11 protein-coding genes and 1 pseudogene (1 of these 12 running past the window's edge) are annotated in these 20432 nt (G+C 73.5%); all 12 read left to right on the top strand.

All coding sequences use genetic code 11. The features are described from left to right. Nucleotides 1–62 precede the first annotated feature (62 nt). On the top strand, nt 63–1580 hold the full coding sequence (locus ABZ714_RS04050; RefSeq protein ID WP_358823552.1) for a CYTH and CHAD domain-containing protein: 1518 nt from the start codon (nt 63–65) through the stop codon (nt 1578–1580). Between the two features lie 70 nt (nt 1581–1650). Next, nucleotides 1651–3579 (top strand): TIGR03960 family B12-binding radical SAM protein, encoded by a 1929-nt coding sequence (locus ABZ714_RS04045; RefSeq protein ID WP_358823551.1) that lies wholly within the window; start codon nt 1651–1653, stop codon nt 3577–3579. A 232-nt stretch (nt 3580–3811) separates the two neighbouring features. Beyond that, nucleotides 3812–4612 (top strand): TIGR03936 family radical SAM-associated protein, encoded by an 801-nt coding sequence (locus tag ABZ714_RS04040; RefSeq protein ID WP_358823637.1) that lies wholly within the window; start codon nt 3812–3814, stop codon nt 4610–4612. 276 nt (nt 4613–4888) lie between these two features. Next, a complete protein-coding gene (locus tag ABZ714_RS04035) occupies nt 4889–8923 on the top strand; it encodes an Rne/Rng family ribonuclease (RefSeq protein ID WP_358823550.1) in 4035 nt (1344 codons plus the stop codon). Nucleotides 8924–9484: 561 nt separating this feature from the next. Further along, nucleotides 9485–9805 carry a 50S ribosomal protein L21 gene (gene rplU, locus ABZ714_RS04030; protein ID WP_056558958.1) on the top strand — a complete coding sequence of 107 codons (321 nt, stop codon included), beginning with the start codon at nt 9485–9487 and terminating at the stop codon, nt 9803–9805. A 14-nt stretch (nt 9806–9819) separates the two neighbouring features. Then, nucleotides 9820–10074: a 50S ribosomal protein L27 gene (rpmA, locus tag ABZ714_RS04025; protein ID WP_358823549.1), complete on the top strand. Its 255-nt coding sequence runs from the start codon at nt 9820–9822 to the stop codon at nt 10072–10074. 208 nt (nt 10075–10282) lie between these two features. After that, nucleotides 10283–11722: a GTPase ObgE gene (gene obgE, locus ABZ714_RS04020; protein ID WP_358823548.1), complete on the top strand. Its 1440-nt coding sequence runs from the start codon at nt 10283–10285 to the stop codon at nt 11720–11722. Nucleotides 11723–12357: 635 nt separating this feature from the next. Beyond that, the gene (locus tag ABZ714_RS04015; RefSeq protein ID WP_358823547.1) at nt 12358–14544 is read left to right on the top strand and encodes a glycosyltransferase family 4 protein; all 2187 of its coding nucleotides are present in this window, start codon (nt 12358–12360) and stop codon (nt 14542–14544) included. 245 nt (nt 14545–14789) lie between these two features. Next, the gene (locus ABZ714_RS04010; RefSeq protein WP_358823546.1) at nt 14790–16289 is read left to right on the top strand and encodes a bifunctional cytidylyltransferase/SDR family oxidoreductase; all 1500 of its coding nucleotides are present in this window, start codon (nt 14790–14792) and stop codon (nt 16287–16289) included. A 402-nt stretch (nt 16290–16691) separates the two neighbouring features. Continuing rightward, a complete protein-coding gene (locus ABZ714_RS04005; protein WP_358823545.1) occupies nt 16692–18818 on the top strand; it encodes a hypothetical protein in 2127 nt (708 codons plus the stop codon). A gap of 187 nt (nt 18819–19005) precedes the next feature. Continuing rightward, nucleotides 19006–20112 carry a glutamate 5-kinase gene (gene proB, locus ABZ714_RS04000; protein ID WP_358823636.1) on the top strand — a complete coding sequence of 369 codons (1107 nt, stop codon included), beginning with the start codon at nt 19006–19008 and terminating at the stop codon, nt 20110–20112. A gap of 258 nt (nt 20113–20370) precedes the next feature. Next, nucleotides 20371–20432 (top strand): annotated as a pseudogene (locus ABZ714_RS03995) (hypothetical protein) (it continues 460 nt past the right edge of the window).

Genomic DNA, 20432 nt, shown 5'->3' with positions numbered 1-20432 from the left:
ACCGGCCATCCGATGGTGTTCCGGGACTGCCGTATCGATTCATCCCGAATTAGATTCGAGATATGGCGGACACGAAGCGCGAAATCGAGCGGAAGTACGAAGCCACCCCCGAGACCCGGCTGCCGGACCTGACCCGGGTCCCCGGCGTCGCCACCGTCGTCGACCACGGCACCACCGAACTCGACGCGGTCTACTACGACACCCCGGACCTGCGGCTGGCCGCCGCGGCCATCACCCTGCGGCGCCGTACCGGCGGCGACGACGCGGGCTGGCACCTCAAACTGCCCGTCGCCCCCGGAGTGCGCGACGAGATCCGGTCCCCGCTCTCCACGGCCCTGCCCCGTACCCTGAAGTCGCTGATCCGGGCCCGGACCAGGACCACCGAACCCGAGCCCGTGATCCGGCTGCTCTCCAGCCGCGAGGTCCATCTGCTGCTCGACGCCGACGGCACCCCGCTGGCCGAGCTGAGCCGGGACGCGGTCCGGGCCGAACGGCTCGACGACGGCCGGACCGCCCACTGGGACGAGATCGAGGTCGAACTCGCCGACGACGGCGACCCCGCCCTCCTCGACAAGATCGGCAAACGCCTCCGCAAGGCCGGGATCGACGCCTCCGACGCCCCTTCCAAACTGGCCCGCGCCCTCGGCGAGACCGGCCTCGACGCGGCCTTCGCCCCCGCCCCGCCCGCCCCCTCCGGCGACGCGGGCTCCTTCGTCCTCGGCTACCTCCGCGACCAGGTCACCGCCCTCCTCGGCCACGACCCGGGCGTCCGGCGCGACACGCCCGACGCGGTCCACCAGATGCGGGTCGCCACCCGCAGGCTGCGCAGCGCGTTCCGCTCGTACTCCGCGGTACTCGACCGGACCGTCACCGACCCGATCGGCGAGGAACTGAAGTGGCTGGCGGGCGAGCTGGGCGCGGCCCGGGACACCGAGGTCCTGGCCGAACGGCTGCGCGCCGGGCTCGGCGCCCTGCCCAGGACCCTGCTGCTGGGCCCGGTCCGCGGCAGGCTGCGGATCTGGACCGCCGCCCGGGGCTCCGGCTCCCGCCGCCGCGCCCTGACCGCCCTGGACAGCGCCCGCTATCTCGCCCTGCTGACCGCCCTCGACGCCCTGCTCGCCGACCCGCCGCTGCGGAAACGGGCCGCGGGCGCCCCCGAATCCGTACTCCCCAAAGCCCTGCTCAAGGACTACGGGCGGCTCGCCGACCGGATCGGCCACGCCCTCTCGCTGCCCCCCGGGCCCGACCGCGATCTCGCCATGCACGACGCCCGCAAGGCCGCCAAACGCGCCCGGTACGCGGGGGAGGCCGCGACCGAGGCCCTCGGCCGCCCCGCCACATGGTTCGCCAAACGGATGAAGGCCGTCCAGACCGTGCTCGGCGACCACCAGGACAGCGTCGTCGCCCGGGACACCCTGCGCGATCTGGCGATCCAGGCGCACGCGGCCGGGGAGTCCGCCTTCACCTGGGGACTCCTCTACGGGCGCGAACAGCGGGCCGCCGCCGACCGGGAGCTGGAACTTCCGGGCGTCTGGTCCCGGGCCGCCCCCGATGAGCTGCGGAAGCACGGCGTCGGCTGAGGGGATGGGCTGATCGGGGTACGCTGGATGGTCACCCCTGCCAGCTCACGAAAGCCCTGAGATCTCTGAGATGTCTGCTGCCGAGTCGGTCTTCCCACAGCTCGAGGCTCTGCTCCCGCATGTGCAGAAGCCGATCCAGTACGTCGGCGGTGAGCTGAACTCCACCGTCAAGCCGTGGGAGTCGTGTGACGTCCGCTGGGCGCTGATGTACCCGGACGCGTACGAGGTCGGACTGCCCAACCAGGGCGTCATGATCCTCTACGAGGTACTCAACGAGCGCGAGGGTGTGCTCGCCGAGCGGACGTACAGCGTCTGGCCGGACCTGGAGGAGCTGATGCGGGAGCACGGCGTCCCGCAGTTCACGGTCGACTCCCACCGGCCCGTCGGCGCCTTCGACGTCTTCGGCCTCAGTTTCTCCACCGAACTGGGCTACACCAACATGCTGGCCGCCCTCGATCTCGCGGGCATCCCGCTCGCGGCGAAGGACCGCGGGATCGACGACCCGATCGTCCTCGCGGGCGGCCACGCGGCCTTCAACCCCGAGCCGATCGCCGAGTTCATCGACTGCGCCGTCATCGGAGACGGCGAACAGGCCGTCCTCGACATCACCGACATCGTCCGCGCCTGGAAGGCCGAGGGCCGCCCCGGCGGCCGCGAGGAGGTGCTCTTCCGGCTGGCGAGGACCGGCGGGGTCTACGTCCCCGGCTTCTACGACGTCGAGTACCTGCCCGACGGCCGGATCGGCCGGGTCGTGCCCAACCGCTCCGGCGTGCCGTGGCGGGTCTCCAAGCACACCGTCATGGACCTGGACGAGTGGCCCTACCCCAAGCAGCCGCTGGTCCCGCTGGCCGAGACCGTCCACGAGCGGATGTCCGTGGAGATCTTCCGCGGCTGCACCCGCGGCTGCCGGTTCTGCCAGGCGGGCATGATCACCCGCCCGGTCCGGGAACGCAGCATCACCGGCATCGGCGAGATGGTCGACAAGGGCCTCAAGGCGACCGGCTTCGAAGAGGTCGGCCTGCTCTCCCTCTCCAGCGCCGACCACTCCGAGATCGGCGAGGTCGCCAAGGGCCTGGCCGACCGGTACGAAGAGGACAAGATCGGGCTCTCCCTCCCCTCCACCCGGGTCGACGCCTTCAATGTCGACCTGGCGAACGAGCTGACCCGAAACGGCCGCCGCTCCGGCCTCACCTTCGCCCCCGAAGGCGGCTCCGAGCGGATGCGCAAGGTCATCAACAAGATGGTCTCGGAGGAGGACCTGACCCGTACGGTCGCCACCGCCTACGGCAACGGCTGGCGCCAGGTGAAGCTGTACTTCATGTGCGGACTGCCCACCGAGACCGACGAGGACGTCCTCCAGATCGGCGATATGGCGGTCAACGTCATCGCCAAGGGCCGGGAGGTATCCGGCTCCAACGACATCCGCTGCACCGTCTCCATCGGCGGCTTCGTCCCCAAGCCGCACACGCCCTTCCAGTGGGCCCCGCAGCTCTCCGCCGAGGCCACCGACGCCCGGCTGGAGAAGCTCCGCGACAAGATCCGCGGCGACAAGAAGTACGGCCGCTCCATCGGCTTCCGCTACCACGACGGCAAGCCCGGCATCGTCGAGGGACTGCTCTCCCGCGGCGACCGCCGGATCGGCGACGTCATCCGCGCCGTCTACGAGGACGGCGGCCGGTTCGACGGCTGGCGCGAGCACTTCTCGTACGACCGCTGGATGGCCTGCGCCGGCAAGGCGCTCCCCGGCTACGGCGTGGACGTCGACTGGTACACCACCCGGGAGCGTACCTACGAGGAGGTCCTGCCCTGGGACCACCTGGACTCCGGCCTCGACAAGGACTGGCTCTGGGAGGACTGGCAGGACGCCCTCGACGAGACCGAGGTCGAGGACTGCCGCTGGACGCCCTGCTTCGACTGCGGCGTCTGCCCGCAGATGGGCACCGAGATCCAGATCGGCCCCACCGGCAAGAAGCTGCTGCCGCTGACCGTGGTCAAGTAGCGGTCCCGGGCGGGCTTTGCCCCGTACCTCCGCCGAACCGCCACCGGAACCCGGGGAACCGGTGGTGGTCCCGGCGCGTACTCTGGGTAGTAGAACGACTGTCACCGACAGCGGCGGCCCGCCCCGGGCTTCCCCGCGAGCAGCGGGTGAAAGCCGGGCCGGCCCCCACGGGACACCCAGCATTCCGAGGGCGGCGTCACCCGCGACCGCCCCGCACCGAGGAGAAGAACCACTGGGCAAGCGACAGCCCGAAGGCCCGCCGCCCGCACCCGCGGTACAGCGCATCCGCCTGCGCTACACCAAGCGCGGCCGCCTCCGGTTCACCAGCCACCGAGACTTCCAACGCGCCTTCGAGCGGGCGCTGCGCCGGGCCGAGGTGCCGATGGCGTACTCGGCGGGCTTCACCCCGCACCCCAAGGTGTCGTACGCCAACGCCGCCCCCACCGGTACCGGCTCCGAGGCCGAGTATCTGGAGATCGCCCTCACCCGGCACAGCGACCCCGGCACGCTCCGTGAGCTGCTGGACGAGTCGCTGCCGGACGGACTCGACATCGTCGACGCAGTCGAGGCCAGGACCCCCGGACTCGCCGACCGGCTGACCGCCTCCGTCTGGGAGCTGCGGCTCGACCGGGTCGCGATCGCGGACGCCGAACGAGCCGTCGAAGCCTTTCTCGCGGCCGACGCCGTCGAGGTCGAACGGCGCACCAAGAACGGCATGCGCGCCTTCGACGCGCGGGGCGCCGTCGCCTCTCTCGAGGTGCTCCCTCCACAGACCGATGGGCCGTCGACCGGCCCCTGTGCGATACTGCGGCTGGTGGTACGGCACGTGACGCCTGCCGTACGACCCGACGACGTCCTGTCCGGTCTCCGCGCTGTGGCCGACCTGGCGCCGCCGGTCCCCGCAGCGGTGACCAGGCTGGCGCAGGGGCTCTTCGACGAGGAGTCCGGCACGGTGACCGACCCGCTCGCAGTCGACCGCGAGGCAGTACCGGCCGCATCAGCTACGGCCGCCGGGACCGCCTCCCCTCGATGACGCGAGGGCGTCCCCCTCGGGGACGCGGGTCCGGCCCCGTTCACGACCGGACCGTCGTCGCAGCGCGGCCCTTGTACGCGGAAGCCACCTGGGTCGGGCCGCGGAAGACCACAAGACTTTCGCCAGGCCGTGTGTACATCGCGCACGGAACCGGCGAGCCAGACAATTCAGCTCCCGTGCGGCGGCCCCGCCCCGGACGGCATCACCGCGCCGAGCGCGGACCAAGGCCGGACCGTGAGCGCGTCCGCCCGGGAGCGTGACGGGAGAACCGCCCGCATGCACGAGTCGAACGAATCCGGTACCACCGGAAGCACCGCCCCCGGGGCCGACAGCCCCAGTGACACCCTGCCGCCGCGCCGCCGCCGCGCCGCCTCCCGCCCGGCGGGACCGCCCGCCGGGGCCGCCGGTGAGGCCGTGACGCCCGCCGCCGAGCCGGTGGCGGATGAGGCGCCCGCGCCGCGTGCGCGTCGCAGGGCGACCCGTAAGACGGCGTCGGCCGAGCCGGTCGCCGCCGCCGAGCCCGTGGTGGCCGAGGCCGCCGAGGCCGAGACCGTCGCGGAGGAGGCCGCCCCGCGCAAGCGCCGCCGGGCCACCCGCGCGGTGAGCGCGCCGGAGCCGGTGGCCGAGGCCGCCGCCGTGGAGACCGACGAGGTCGCCGAGGAGGCGCCCGCGCCGCGTGCGCGTCGTCGGGCCACCCGTAAGACCACGGCCGCCGAGCCGGTCGCCGAGGTGGCCGAGGCCGCTGAGGCTGCTTCGGAGGTTGCCGAGCCGGTGGCGGATGAGGCGCCCGCGCCGCGTGCGCGCCGTCGCGCGACCCGTAAGGTCACGTCTCCCGAACCGGTGGCCGAGGCCGCCGCCGTGGAGACCGACGAGGCCGTCGAGCCGGTCGCCGAGGAGGCGCCCGCGCCGCGTGCGCGTCGTCGGGCCACCCGTAAGACCACGGCCGCCGAGCCGGTCGCCGAGGCGGCTGAGGCTGCTTCGGAGGTTGCCGAGCCGGTGGCGGATGAGGCGCCCGCGCCGCGTGCCCGTCGTCGCGCGACCCGTAAGGTCACGTCTCCCGAGCCGGTCGCCGAGGCCGCCGTGGAAGAGGTCGCCGAGCCGGTCGCCGCCGCTGAGCCGGTGGCGGATGAGGCGCCCGCGCCGCGCGCCCGCCGCCGGGCCACCCGTAAGACCACGTCCCCCGAGCCGGTCGCCGAGGCCGCCGCCGCGCAGCCCGCCGAGCCGGTCGCCGAGCCCGCCACGGGCCGGGGCCGCAGCCGCCGCCGGGTCGTCGCCCCGCAGTTCACCGCCGAGGCCGCGGATGCCGGTTCGACCGCCCGCCGCGCCGCCCGGCCCGCCGTCGCCGTCTTCCAGGCCCCGGTCTTCGCCGAGCCCATGTTCCAGACGCCGGAGACGGCCGCCGCCGCTGCCGCCACGGTGTACGACGCCGATGTCGACGAGCTCGAGGAGGCCGCCGAGGCCGAGGCGACCGGGGGCGTCGAGGCCGAGCAGACGGTCGAGGCCCCGGCCGAGCCCGTCGCCGAGCCGTCCGGCCGCCGTCGCCGCCGCCGTCGGGGCGAGCCCGCCGAGCAGCCGGTCGCCGAGACCCCCGAGCCCGTCAAGACCGCCGCGACCGCTTCGGCGCCCGAGCCGGAGGCCGAGGCCGACGACGACGCCGATGACCACGACGACTCCGAGGACCGGCCCTCCCGCCGCCGTCGTCGCGGTGGCCGCCGCCGTCGTCGCGGCGAGTCCGCCGAGCACGCCGAGTCCGGTGAGGAGACCGAGGCCGACGACGCCGAGGCGTCCGACGACGACACCGCCGAGGCGGTCCACGAGGACGACGCCGAGGCCGCCGACGACGCCGACGAGCAGGACGAGACGGCCTCCGGCGGTACGGGCTCCGCCAGCAGCCGTCGCCGCCGTCGCCGCCGCCGTCGCAGCGGTGACGCCGGGCACGAGGACGAGCAGGCCGCCGGGGACCCGGAGCGTACGGTCGTCAAGGTCCGCGAGCCGCGTACCCGCACCCGCGAGGAGGCGTCCGACGAGGTCCAGTCCATCAAGGGCTCGACGCGTCTGGAGGCCAAGAAGCAGCGCCGCCGCGAGGGCCGCGAGCAGGGCCGCCGCCGGGTGCCGATCATCACCGAGGCCGAGTTCCTGGCCCGCCGCGAGGCCGTCGAGCGCGTCATGGTCGTCCGCCAGAGCGGCGAGCGCACCCAGATCGGCGTGCTGGAGGACGACGTCCTCGTCGAGCACTACGTCAACAAGGAGCAGTCGACGTCGTACGTCGGCAATGTCTACCTGGGCAAGGTGCAGAACGTCCTGCCGTCGATGGAGGCCGCGTTCGTCGACATCGGCAAGGGCCGGAACGCCGTCCTGTACGCCGGTGAGGTCAACTTCGAGGCGCTCGGCATGGGCCACGGCCCGCGCCGGATCGAGGCGGCGCTGAAGTCCGGCCAGTCCGTGCTGGTCCAGGTCACCAAGGACCCGATCGGCCACAAGGGCGCCCGGCTGACCAGCCAGGTCTCCCTCCCCGGCCGCTATCTCGTCTATGTGCCCGAGGGCTCGATGACCGGGATCAGCCGTAAGCTGCCCGACACCGAGCGGGCCCGGCTGAAGACCATCCTCAAGAAGATCGTCCCCGAGGACGCGGGCGTCATCGTGCGCACCGCCGCCGAGGGCGCGAGCGAGGACGAGCTGCGCCGCGACGTCGAACGCCTCCAGTCGCAGTGGGACGAGATCAAGAAGAAGGCGAAGGGCGGCGGCGCGCCGACCCTGCTCTACGGCGAGCCGGACATGACGGTCCGGGTCGTCCGCGACATCTTCAACGAGGACTTCTCCAAGGTCATCGTCAGCGGTGACGAGGCATGGGAGACCGTCCACGGCTATGTCGCGCACGTCGCGCCCGATCTCACCGACCGGCTGCAGCGCTGGACGAGCGAGGTCGACGTCTTCGCGACCTACCGCATCGACGAGCAGCTGATGAAGGCGCTGGACCGGAAGGTCTGGCTGCCCAGCGGCGGCTCGCTGGTGATCGACAAGACCGAGGCCATGATCGTGGTCGACGTCAACACCGGTAAGTTCACCGGCCAGGGCGGCAACCTGGAGGAGACCGTCACCAGGAACAACCTGGAGGCGGCCGAGGAGATCGTGCGCCAGCTGCGGCTGCGCGACCTCGGTGGCATCGTCGTGGTCGACTTCATCGACATGGTGCTGGAGTCCAACCGCGATCTGGTGATGCGGCGGCTGCTGGAGTGCCTGGGCCGGGACCGGACCAAGCACCAGGTTGCCGAGGTCACGTCGCTGGGTCTGGTGCAGATGACCCGCAAGCGGGTCGGCCAGGGGCTGCTGGAGTCCTTCTCCGAGACCTGTGTCCACTGCAACGGGCGCGGTGTCATCGTCCACATGGACCAGGCCACGTCCGCCGGTGGCGGCGGCGGTGGCGGCAAGCGGTCCAAGAAGCGCGGACGCGGCGGGGACGCCGCCCAGGCGCACGACCACACCACCGAGGAGCACGAGCACACCACCGAGCCGGCCGAGGCCGAGTCGGCGGCGGAGCTCGCGGCCGAGGTGGCCGAGCCGGTCGCGCTGGCCGAGCCCGAGTTCGTACCGGACGAGGAGCTGTACAACAGCGCCGCCGAGGCGGAGGCCGCCGCACAGCGCGGCCGCGGCCGTCGCCGGGCGACCCGCCGGGCTTCGGCGCCCGGTGGCGCGCCGAAGGCGGCGGCGCGGCCGGAGGCCGCGCAGGTCGCGCCGGAGCCGGTGGCCGAGCAGCCGGTGGCGGAGCCGGTCGCCGAGCCGGAGCAGGCGCCCGAGTCCGCTCCGGCGGGCCGTGGCCGTCGCCGGGCGACCCGTAAGGCGTCCGCCCCGGCCGGAGCGCCGAAGAGCGCCGAGGTCGCGGAGCCGGAGGTGGTCGTGGTGGCGAAGCCCGCCGAGGCCGCCGCGCCCGCCGAGGCCGTCACGCCCGTCGCCGAGCAGGCGCCGGTGGCCGAGCCGGAGGCCGCGGCGCCGCCGCGGGCCCGGCGCCGGGTGGTCCGTAAGGTCACCGCTCCCGCCGGTTCCCCCACGGGTGCCGGTGAGGGCGACGCGGGCGCGGTCGTGGTGATCGCCGCCGCCGGTGCGGAGGCGCCGGAGGCCGGTACCGAGGCCCCGGCCAAGAAGGCGGCCCGCAAGACCGCCAAGAAGGCCACCGCGAAGAAGGCCGCCACCAAGAAGACGGCGGCCAAGAAGAGCGCGGCGAAGAAGACGACCGCGAAGAAGGCCGGTACGAAGAAGACCGCCGCGGCAGCCCAGCAGGCGCCGGCGACGGTGACGGCGACCACCGAGGGGTGACCCTCGGGGGCCGTACGGCCCCGCAGGTCCGAGCCGTGGCCCCTCCCGCGTCCGTGGGAGGGGCCACGGCCCTTTGCGTACGGGGTGTACGCGTGCGGGGGCGTACGGGCTTCCGCGCGGCCCGGCCCGGCCCGGGGCCGCACGGTCGCCGGGACGGGACCGGCGGCGACGGGCCGGTCGTGAGGGCCGTACGAGCCGTGCGCTGGCAGCCCCGGCGGGTCGGGCCGTACGGGATCGGGAGGGGCCGGGAGCGTGCCCGCCGTACGCGCCCCTGACCGGCCGGGACGGCGGCCCGGGGCCCGGTGCTGCGCCGAGCCGGTACCGCACCCGGGCGGCGGTGCCGGGAGCGGCCCGGCCCGGTTTGACCCTTGGCGCGGCCGCCCCGTACCCTTGGCCGTCGGCGTGTCTGTCGCACGCCAGCTCCTGAGCACCTTCCCTCCGGTGGCTGTCATCGCCGCCGCCCGGAGAGGCCGCTCACCCACCCGGACAGTCACGGTCCTCCGGGGCCGTGCGGGCGGCTGGCTTCAGGGGTTCCCGTTTCCGAGCGAGAGAGAGATCCGCGTGTACGCCATCGTGCGCAGCGGTGGTCGCCAGCACAAGGTTGCTGTCGGCGACATCGTTGAGGTTGACAAGATTCCCACCGCCAAGGTTGGCGACACGGTAGAGCTCTCTACCCTGCTCGTTGTCGACGGCGACGCCGTGACCAGCGACCCGTGGGTGCTGGCCGGGATCAAGGTTCAGGCCGAGATCGTGGACCACCACAAGGGCGCCAAGATCGACATCCTTCGCTACAAGAACAAGACCGGCTACCGCCGTCGCCAGGGCCACCGCCAGCAGTACACGGCGATCAAGGTCACCGGCATCCCCGCGGCTGCGAAGTAAGGGACTGAGGAGAGATGGCACATAAGAAGGGCGCATCGTCCACCCGGAACGGTCGCGACTCCAATGCTCAGCGGCTCGGCGTGAAGCGCTTCGGCGGTCAGGTCGTCAACGCCGGTGAGATCCTGGTCCGCCAGCGCGGCACCCACTTCCACCCCGGCTCGGGCGTCGGCCGCGGCGGCGACGACACCCTGTTCGCGCTGCAGGCCGGTGCGGTCGAGTTCGGCCGTCACCGTGGCCGCAAGGTCGTGAACATCGTTCCGGTCGCCTGACACAGGCACCAGCCAGAACGTTCGCGAGGGCGGATCTCGCTCCCCGAAGCGGTCCCGGGTCTTCCCGGGCCCGCGCGGGAAGCGGATCCGCCCTTCGCGTGTTAGCAGTTAAGAGGAGACGGCGCGCCCCAGGGCGCCGACCCGTCCCGTACGAGATCCCGGCCGGTCACCCGGCCCCCCGGCAGTGACCCCTTCTGGAGGACATCCCATGACCACCTTCGTGGACCGCGTCGAGCTGCATGTCGCCGCGGGTAACGGAGGCCACGGCTGTGCCTCCGTCCACCGTGAGAAGTTCAAGCCCCTCGGCGGCCCCGACGGCGGCAACGGCGGACGCGGCGGCGATGTGATCCTCGTCGTCGACCAGTCGGTCACCACCCTCCTCGACTACCACCACAGCCCCCACCGCAAGGCCACCAACGGCCAGCCCGGCGAGGGCGGCAACCGCTCCGGCAAGGACGGCCGCGACCTGATCCTGCCGGTGCCGGACGGCACCGTCGTCCTCGACAAGCACGGCAACGTACTGGCCGACCTGGTCGGCCACGGCACCAGCTTCGTCGCCGGACAGGGCGGCCGCGGCGGCCTCGGCAACGCGGCGCTGGCCTCGGCCCGCCGCAAGGCCCCCGGCTTCGCCCTGCTCGGCGAGCCCGGTGAGGCCCGCGATGTGGTGATGGAGCTGAAGACCGTCGCCGATGTGGCCCTCGTCGGCTATCCGTCGGCCGGCAAGTCGTCCCTGATCTCCGTGCTCTCCGCGGCCAAGCCGAAGATCGCGGACTATCCCTTCACGACCCTGGTGCCCAATCTGGGCGTCGTCACCGCCGGGTCCACCGTCTACACCATCGCGGACGTCCCCGGTCTCATCCCCGGCGCCAGCCAGGGCAAGGGCCTCGGGCTCGAATTCCTCCGCCACGTGGAGCGCTGCTCGGTACTGGTCCACGTCCTCGACACCGCCACCCTCGAATCGGACCGCGACCCCCTCTCCGACCTCGATGTGATCGAGGAGGAGCTGAAGCAGTACGGCGGTCTGGACAAGCGCCCCCGGGTCGTCGTCCTCAACAAGATCGACATCCCGGACGGCCAGGATCTGGCCGAGATGGTCCGCGGCGATCTGGAATCCCGCGGCTACCGGGTCTTCGAGGTCTCCGCCGTCGCCAGGACCGGTCTGAAGGAGCTGTCGTTCGCCCTGGCCGGGATCGTCGCCGAGGCGCGCGCCGCGAAGCCGAAGGAGGAGGCGACCCGGATCGTCATCCGGCCCAAGGCCGTCGACGACGCGGGCTTCACCGTCACCCGCGAGGAGGACGGGATCTTCCGGGTCCGCGGCGAGAAGCCGGAGCGCTGGGTACGCCAGACCGACTTCAACAACGACGAGGCCGTCGGCTACCTCGCGGACCGGCTCAGCCGTCTCGGCGTCGAGGAGCAGCTGGTGAAGGCCGGAGCCCGGGCGGGCGACGGCGTCGCCATCGGCCCCGAGGAGAACGCGGTCGTCTTCGACTGGGAGCCGACCGTGATGGCCGGTGCGGAGATGCTCGGCCGCCGTGGCGAGGACCACCGCCTGGAGGCCCCGCGCCCCGCGGCCCAGCGCCGCCGCGACCGCGACGCGGAACGCGACGACGCGGAGCGCGCCTACGACGACTTCGACCCCTTCCAGTAGCCCGTGCGGGCCCGGCCCCGCCTCCTCGGAGGCCGGGGCCCGAGCCCCCTTCGCGGCGGGATACCGCCGTGGAGGTGACGTGGAGTTCCGCCGACATGCCGTCCGTGGCTGTTCGCGCAGTTCCCCGCGCCCCTCAACGCTCTCCCGAGCGCCGCTACTGACAACGCCTGCGCCCTGTGAAGGCCTTCGTGGGCCCGCTTTCTCGGCGGGCTCGGGCCCGGGGGTGTCGGGGGCGCGGGGAACTGCGCGACCAGCCACGGGCGGCGCGCGGGCGGAATTCCGCATCACCTCCACGGCGGGATCCCGCCGCGAAGGACGCCGACGGCGTCTGCCACGTACGCCCGCCAGCGGTCCTCGGACCGTGCGTGGCCGAGCGCGCAGTTCCGCCCCCTATGCCTTCGGCAATGGGGGGACCCCCAGCGCCCCTTGACGGCCCTCGCGGGCCCCGGCGCCCGGAACCGCCCGTCGCGCCGTGCCCGGCGCGACGGGCGACGGCGTGTCGCACGTCCCGCGTTCGGGAGAATGGTGCCCGCCGCGACCCGTTGCCCCGCCACCTCCGCCGTACCGCGGAGGTCCCGGCTCCGGGCGGGTCGTGCGCGTGTGCCACGACGTCCCGGGACTGCGAACGGAGCCAGATGAAGATTTCCTTCCTCATACACTCGATCTACGGCATCGGTGGCACCATCCGCGGCACGCTCAATCTCGCGGAGGCGCTGGCCGGCCGGCATGAGGTGGAGATCGTGTCGGTCCTCCGGCACCACGACAATCCCCCGTACGCCATCGACCCGGCCATCACCCTCGTCGACCTGGTCGACGTCCGGGCCGGGGGCCCCGGGAACGAGTCGGACGCCGCGGCCCACCGCGAGCCGTCCGAGCTGATCCCGCGCCGCGAGCCCCGGTTCGGGCAGTACAGCCGGCTCACCGACGACCGGATCCGGGCCCACTACGAGGCGTCGGACGCCGATGTGGTGATCGCCACCCGTCCGGCGCTGGTCCCCGCCGTCGGCCCGTACGCCCCGCAGAACGCGATTCTCATCGGCCAGGAGCACAAGAGCCTGCGCCAGCACACCCCCGAGCTGGTCACCGAACTCGCGCCCCGGCTGGACGTCCTGGACGCCCTGGTCACGCTCACCGCGGCCGACGCCGACGGCTGGCGGGAGCGGCTGCCCGACCCCGATACCCGGGTCCTCCACATCCCGCACGGGGTCCCCGCGCCGATCGCGCCCCCCGCCGGGCTCACCGAGCGGACCGTCGTCGCGGCGGCGGGCCGGATCACCCGCGAGAAGCAGTACGACGCCCTGCTGCACGCCTTCGCCCGGGTCGTCGCCGTCCACCCCGACTGGCGGCTGCGCCTCTACGGCCCCGGGCCCGACCGGGAGCGGGTCCGCCGGGTCGCCCACCGCCTCGGTCTGCACAACCGGGTCGAGCTGATGGGCTCCTGCGCGGCGATGGAGACCGAGTGGATCAAGGGGTCCGTCGCCGTCAACACCTCCCGCCACGAGCCCTTCGGCATCGGTCTGGTCGAGGCCATGCGGTGCGGACTGCCGGTTGTCGCCACCGACTGCGACCACGGCCCCCGGGAGATCGTCACCGACGGCGAGCAGGGCTTCCTGGTCCCCGTCGGCGACAGCACGGCCGTCGCCGCCGCGCTGCTCCGGCTGGTCGGGGACGAGGAACTGCGCCGACGGCTGGGCGCGGCGGCGATCGAGCGCGCGGCGGAGTTCGACCCGGCCGTGATCGCCGGACGGTACGAGGAGTTGTTCACCGCCCTCGGTGCCCGGCAGCGCCACCGGAACCGGCCCGCCCCCGGGGTCCGCGCCTTCGCCCCGGTCGCCGACTGTGTCGCCGAGGCCGACGGCTCGGTGACCGTACGGATCGTGGCCCCGGCCGCCGCCGCGATGAAGCACCCCGGACTGCGGCTGATCTGCGCCCGGGTGGACCAGGGCACCGAGCACCCCTCCGGCGCGGCGGCGTCCGGCGGCCCGGGCGGCTCCGGCGGTGGGAAGAAGGGCCGGGGCGAGGGCCGTAAGGGCGCCCGGGGCGGCTCCCGGAGCCGGAACGGTTCCGCGAACGGCCAGGCTCCCGCCGCGAGCGCCGAACGGTCCATCCTCTTCGCGCCCGACGGCACCGCCGTCGTCCCGGCCGACGCCCAGCTCGCCGACGGCCACTGGGTCTGCTACGCCGAAGGCCCCGGCACCGGCGGCCGGGCCGTACTGACGGCGCGTACCGTCGACCAGCGCGGCGCGCTGGCCGCCGCCGACCGGTTCGCCCGGGACGCCGCCGTCCACCATCTCGTGCCCTTCCGCGAACCCCCCGCCCATCGGCTGGTCCTGCGATCCTGGGCCCGCCGGCAGCATGTCGAGGCCGGTGATCTCACGATCGACGAGCACCGGCTCACTCTCACCGGCCGGATCCTCGGCACGGTCGAACCCGCGGGCGAGCCGACCCTGGTCCTGCGCCGGGGCGGCGACCCGGACGACGAGATCGTCTTCCACGGCACCCGTGAGGGCACCCGGGGCTTCTCCGTCGTCCTCGACTGCGAGACGGTCGCCGACCGCCGTGAACAGGAGGACGAGTCCTGGGAGTTGTGGCTCCGCTACCACCCCGACCAGCGCCCCGCGGCCGTCGGACGGCTCCTTGACGACGTGCTCCGGAAGAGTGATGTCATCGGCTATCCCGAGGTACTGCTGCACGAGCAGCGGCCCCTGCTGCTGGCCCGCCGGGTGATTCGTAAGATCCGCGGCCAGGACCAGCGGCTGATCGTGCTGCGACTGTCCTTCGATCCGGCCAACCGGCTGGTACTGGAGACAAGAAACCGCTGATGAACCGGTTGGACCTGTCCGTTCCGGGCAGTTGTCCGGCCGGTCGCCGGGCGGGGCGGCCCCCGGGCCGTCCCGCCCCGGGCGCGCCGAGGGAACCCCCCGCCGCGCCGGTACGGACCCGGGCGCGAAGGCGCGATCCCGGGTCCGAACACCGCGCGAGGACGCTCCGCCGCGTTGCGGGATGGTCACGGAGAGTGTAAACATCGCTCCGCTCCGCACCCGTCTCGATCGAGGTAGGTCCGTCTGTGTCCGCATCACATCCAGCCACCCCGCGCACCACGGCCGTCGTGCTCGCGGGCGGCACCGGGCAACGCGTGGGACTGTCGATCCCCAAGCAGCTGCTGAAGATCGCGGGCAAGGCCGTCATCGAGCACACCCTGACCGCCTTCGAACAGGCCGACGCCGTCGACGACGTGATCGTGCTGATGGCGCCCGGCTTCGTCCCGGACGTCGAACGGATCGTCGCCAAGGCGGGTCTCACCAAGGTCCGGCGGGTCATCGAGGGCGGCGCCACCCGCAACGAGACCACGGAGCGCGCCATCGCCGCCCTCGGCGCGGACGCCGCGCCCGGCGAGGACGCCAACGTCCTCTTCCACGACGCGGTCCGGCCGCTGCTGTCGCAGCGCGTCATCCGGGACTGCGTCGACGCGCTGGGCCGCTACCGGGCCGTCGACGTCGCCATCCCCTCCGCCGACACCATCGTCGTCACCCGGACCCACGGCGAGGACGGCGAGTTCATCACCGACGTCCCCGACCGCTCCCGGCTGCGCCGGGGCCAGACCCCGCAGGCGTTCAAGCTCTCCACGATCCGGCGGGCGTACGAACTCGCCGCCGGCGACCCCAACTTCCAGGCCACCGACGACTGCTCGGTCGTCCTGCGGTATCTGCCGGACGTCCCCATCCATGTCGTCGCGGGCGACGAGTACAACATGAAGGTGACCCAGCCCGTCGACGTCTTCATCGCCGACAAGCTGTTCCAGCTCGCCTCCACCGCCGCCCCCGCCCAGGCCGGGGCGGACGCCTACCGCGAACTCCTGGCCGGACGCACCCTGATCGTCTTCGGCGGCTCGTACGGCATCGGCGCCGACGTCGCCGCCCTCGCCCGGGGCTACGGGGCCCGGGTCTACGCCCTGGGCCGCTCCACGACCGGGACCCATGTGGAGAACCCCGAGCACGTGGACGACGCCCTCTCCCGGGCCTACACCGAGACCGGCCGGATCGATTATGTGATCAATACCGCCGGGCTGCTGCGGATCGGACGGCTCGCCGAGACCGACAACAGCACCATCCTGGAAGCGCTGCACGTCAACTATCTGGCACCGGTGCAGATCGCCCGCGCCGCCTACAAGTACTTGGCCGAGACACAGGGGCAACTGCTGCTCTACACCTCGTCCAGCTACACCCGGGGCCGGGCCGAGTACAGCCTCTACTCGTCCACCAAGGCCGCCATGGTCAATCTGACCCAGGCGCTGGCCGACGAATGGGCGGCCGACGGGATCAGGGTCAACTGCGTCAACCCCGAACGCACCGCGACACCCATGCGGACCCGGGCCTTCGGCACCGAGCCCGCGGGCAGCCTGCTCTCCTCCGAGGCCGTCGCCCGGACGTCGCTCGACGTCCTCCTCTCCGAACTGACCGGGCACGTCGTGGACGTCCGCCGCCAGGACCCGACCCGGGGCGCGGGCGAGGCGTCGGGCTTCGAGCACGCCCTGGCGGCGGTGCTCGACCGGCAGAGCGCGGTCTGACGAACACCGGCCGGGCCGATCCGCCGGGCCGGCCGGCGGATCCGGTCAACCGGTCCTACGGGTCCCGCCGGTCCTCTCGGCCCCGTTCTCCGGCGGTCCGTGCGCGGTCCGGGCCCGTAACCCCGCGGACCGGCGGTCCGTTGATCCGGCGACCGGACGGCCCGTCGCTCCGGCCGCCCGCACCCGGGGCGGCCCCGCCACCGCCGCTCCCGTAAGACCCCCGCCGCAAACCCCCCGCCGTACGACCCCGTCCCGGGTCCCGCTCGCGGTCCCCGCCCTCAGGCCCTCCCGAGCCGTCCCCTCTCACCCCTCCCAACCCCCTCCGTCAGCCCCTCTGTCCGCCACGATTCCGCCGCCCGCGCCGCGGAGCCACCGCCGGGCACCGTCTGGAGCAGGTTCTCCGTGATCTCGACCGCCATGCGCCTGGCGCGCGTCGGCAGCCGGTCCGAACTGGCCGCCGCCGCCCTCATCGGACTCGGCTATCCCGCCGTCCTGCTCGCCGCGCTCTTGCCGCACGTCCCCTTCTTCGCTGCCGCCGCCGCCCTCACCTATCTCGCCGACTGGTACCTCCACCACCGCGGCAGCTATCTCGTCAACCGGCTCAGCAAGGTACGGGCCGGACTCTCCATCCGGTTCCTCATCCGCCAACTGCTGCTCGTACTGCTGCTCGCCCGCGCGGGCCTCGCCGAGACGACCCTCTTCTTCACCGCCGTCGCCGGATTCCTGGTCTTCCACGGCCTCCAGGCCCCGCACGGCGCCCTCACGGCCCTGATCCGCTCCCACCGCACCCTGCCCGTCGCCACCCGCAACATCCCCCCGGGCCCGCTGCGGATCCCCGACGCCCCGCCGCGGTTCCTGCTGCGCCGCGCCGCCCGGAAGATGCTCCATCTCGATCTGCCCGCCGTCGCCGGGGTGCTGCTCGCCGCCGCCACCGGCGAGGACCTCGTGGGCTATGCGGGCATCGCCGCCGCCCTCGGCCTCGGCCTGCTCTACACCGCGGTCCTCGTCCCGTACCTCCTCACCCGCCGGGTACCGCCCGCCGCGACCGTCCTCGACGCCGTCAACGACTGGCTGCGCGCCTACCGGCCCACCGTCGTCCTCTACTTCTCCGGCAGCGGCGCCTCCGCCTACCAGGCCAATATGTGGCTGGAGACGATGGAACGGATCGACGGCCGCCCGCTGATCCTGATGCGCGAGCGGGAGCTGATGACCAGGCTCAACGAGACCCCGGTACCCGTCCTCTGCGTCCCCGGCGGCACCCACGCCATGAACCTCGACCTCTCCACCGTCCGGGTCGCGCTCTACGCGGCCAACGTCGGCAAGAACATCCATCTGCTCCGCAGGCCCACCATGAAGCACGTCTTCATCGGCCACGGCGACAGCGACAAGCTGGCCTCGGTCAACCCGTTCAGCAAGGTGTACGACGAGGTGTGGACCGCGGGCCGGGCGGGCCGCGACCGTTACGCCGTCGCCGATGTCGGCGTCCCCGACGGCGGAGTCGTCGAGGTCGGCCGCCCCCAGCTCGCCCCCATCGCCCGCGCCGGGGACCGGCCCGTACACCCGATCCCGACCGTGCTGTACGCGCCCACCTGGGAGGGCTGGGAGGACGACCCCGGCAATACGTCCCTGCTGCTCGCCGGGGAGAACATCGTCCGGCGGCTGCTGGCCGCCGAACCCCCCGTCCGGGTCCTCTACAAGCCGCACCCCTTCACCGGGCTCCGCGACCCCCGGGCCAGGGCCGCCCACGAACGGGTCACGGCCCTGGTCGAAGCCGCCGCGGCCGAGCGCCGTACCGACCCCCGCTGGGCCGCCGGGAGCGCCGGGGACCGGCGCGCCCGGGAGGAGGCCGCCGCCCGCGCCGCCCGGATCGACGCCGGACTCGCCCGGCTGCGGGGGCCCGAACGGCCCGGCGCCGACGAGGCGGAGCGCTCCCGGGACTCCCTCGCCGACCCCGGCCGGCTTGCCCTGGCGGCCCGGCTGCGGTCCGAGTGGAACGAGGCGTACTGGAGCGCGGCGGGCTGGTGGGAGCACCGCGTCGTGACCGGGAACGAACCCCGGCTCTACGACTGCTTCAACGAGTCCGACGCCCTCGTCTCCGACATCTCCAGCGTCGTCTCCGACTTCATGGCCAGCGGCAAGCCGTACGCCATCACCGACTCGGCGGGGCTCGGCGCCGACGAGTTCCGGCGGCAGTACACCGCCGCCGGGGCGGCCGTGATCCTCGGCAACGACGCCACCGAACTGGACGAACTGCTGGCCGCCGTCGCAGCGCCCGGCGACGATCCGCTGGCGGGGGCCCGGCGCGAACTCAAGCACTACCTGCTCGGCCCCGACCACCCCACCTCCATGGAACGGTTCAACGCCGCCGTACGGGCGCTCCAGACCACGGCCGAGGCCCGCAACCGGGGCGTCGCCCGCCGGATCGGGGAACAGGCCGTCCCGGCCCGCCGCCCCGAGGAGACGGCCGAGCGGCCCCTGTCGCCCCGGGCCGGGGCGGACGGCGCGCCGCAGGAGCCGGTCGCGGGCTGACGGCGTACGGTCGCCGGCGTCCCCGGCCCGGATCCGGCCCGCACCCGGGCGCCGGACAGGGCTTCCGGCAGGGCCTCCGGCAGGGCTCGGGTCCGGGCCCGGCCGGAAAGTGTCCAGCGGCTGAAACTCCCGGCGCCGGACCGCCCCCCTGGCATAGATTCGGTCCGTGACAGAGGCAAGACAGCAGGTGACACAGGCCCGCAGGATCGTCGTCAAGGTCGGTTCGTCGTCCCTGACGACCGCGTCGGGCGGCCTCGACGCCGACCGCGTCGACGCTCTCGTCGACGTACTCGCCAAGGTCCGCAGCGGCGGTGAGAAGGAGATCGTGCTGGTCTCCTCCGGCGCCATCGCCGCCGGTCTCGCCCCGCTCGGCCTCGCCCGCAGACCCAGGGACCTCGCCCGCCAGCAGGCCGCCGCCAGCGTCGGCCAGGGCCTGCTGGTGGCCCGCTACACCGCTTCCTTCGCCCGGTACGGGGTCCGGGTCGGCCAGGTGCTGCTCACCGCCGAGGACACCAGCCGCCGGGCCCACTACCGCAACGCCTACCGGACCGTCGACCAACTGCTGGCCATGGGCGCGATCCCGGTCATCAACGAGAACGACACCGTCGCCACCGACGAGATCCGCTTCGGCGACAACGACCGGCTCGCGGCGCTCGTCGCGCATCTCGTCCGGGCCGACCTGCTGGTCCTGCTCTCGGACGTGGACGGGCTGTACGACGGCGACCCGGCCAGGCCCGGGACGACCAGGATCGACGAGGTCCGCGGCCCGGCCGACATCGAACACGTGGAGATCGGCAGCGCCGGACGGGCCGGGGTCGGCACCGGCGGCATGGTCACCAAGGTCGAGGCGGCCAGGATCGCCACGGCCGCCGGGGTCCCGGTCGTCCTCACCTCCGCCGTACGCGCCGCCGACGCCCTCGCGGGCCGGGCCACCGGGACGTATTTCCACCGCACCGGACGGCGCTCCGCCGACCGGCTGCTGTGGCTGGCCCACGCCTCCACCCCCCGGGGCGCCCTCGTCCTCGACGACGGGGCCGTCGAGGCCGTCGTCCGGGGCCGTAAATCGCTCCTCCCGGCCGGGATCGCGGCCGTCGAGGGCGAGTTCACCGCGGGCGACCCGGTGGAACTCCGCGACACCCGTGGCCTGGCCGTCGCCCGTGGCCTGGTCAACTACGACGCCAGGGAGCTGCCCGCCCTGCTCGGGCGTTCCACCCGCGAACTGGCCGTCGAACTCGGTCCGCAATACGAGAGGGAAGTCGTACACAGGGACGATCTCGTCGTGATGAACCCCTGAATCGGCTGAAACCACCGTCAACCAACAGGGACCTTTACCAAAACCGCCCCACGTCCGGTCCGGGGCTGGTCAACTTTGTTGCGGGGGGCACTGCGGGGGCGGGGCACCACGACACACGCAATCAGGAGGCCGCCTGTGACCATCGCGCGCCCGGGGGACATGCCCCGAGGGAACAACGGCGTCCGCTGCGTCCACGGAACCGCGGGCCCCGAGCGGTCCGGCCCGGCGGCGGGCCACACGGCGCGGCCCGAGCGGACCCTGACGAGCGTCGGCGACGGCGCCGTCGCCGACGCCGAGGACCACACCCAGTCGAAACAGTG

Origin of the sequence: Streptomyces sp. NPDC006798 (genome assembly GCF_040635975.1) — a bacterium.
Taxonomy (GTDB): Bacteria; Actinomycetota; Actinomycetes; order Streptomycetales; family Streptomycetaceae; genus Streptomyces.
Note: the sequence above shows the minus strand (reverse complement) of the source record. Positions and strands in the feature narration are given on the sequence as shown.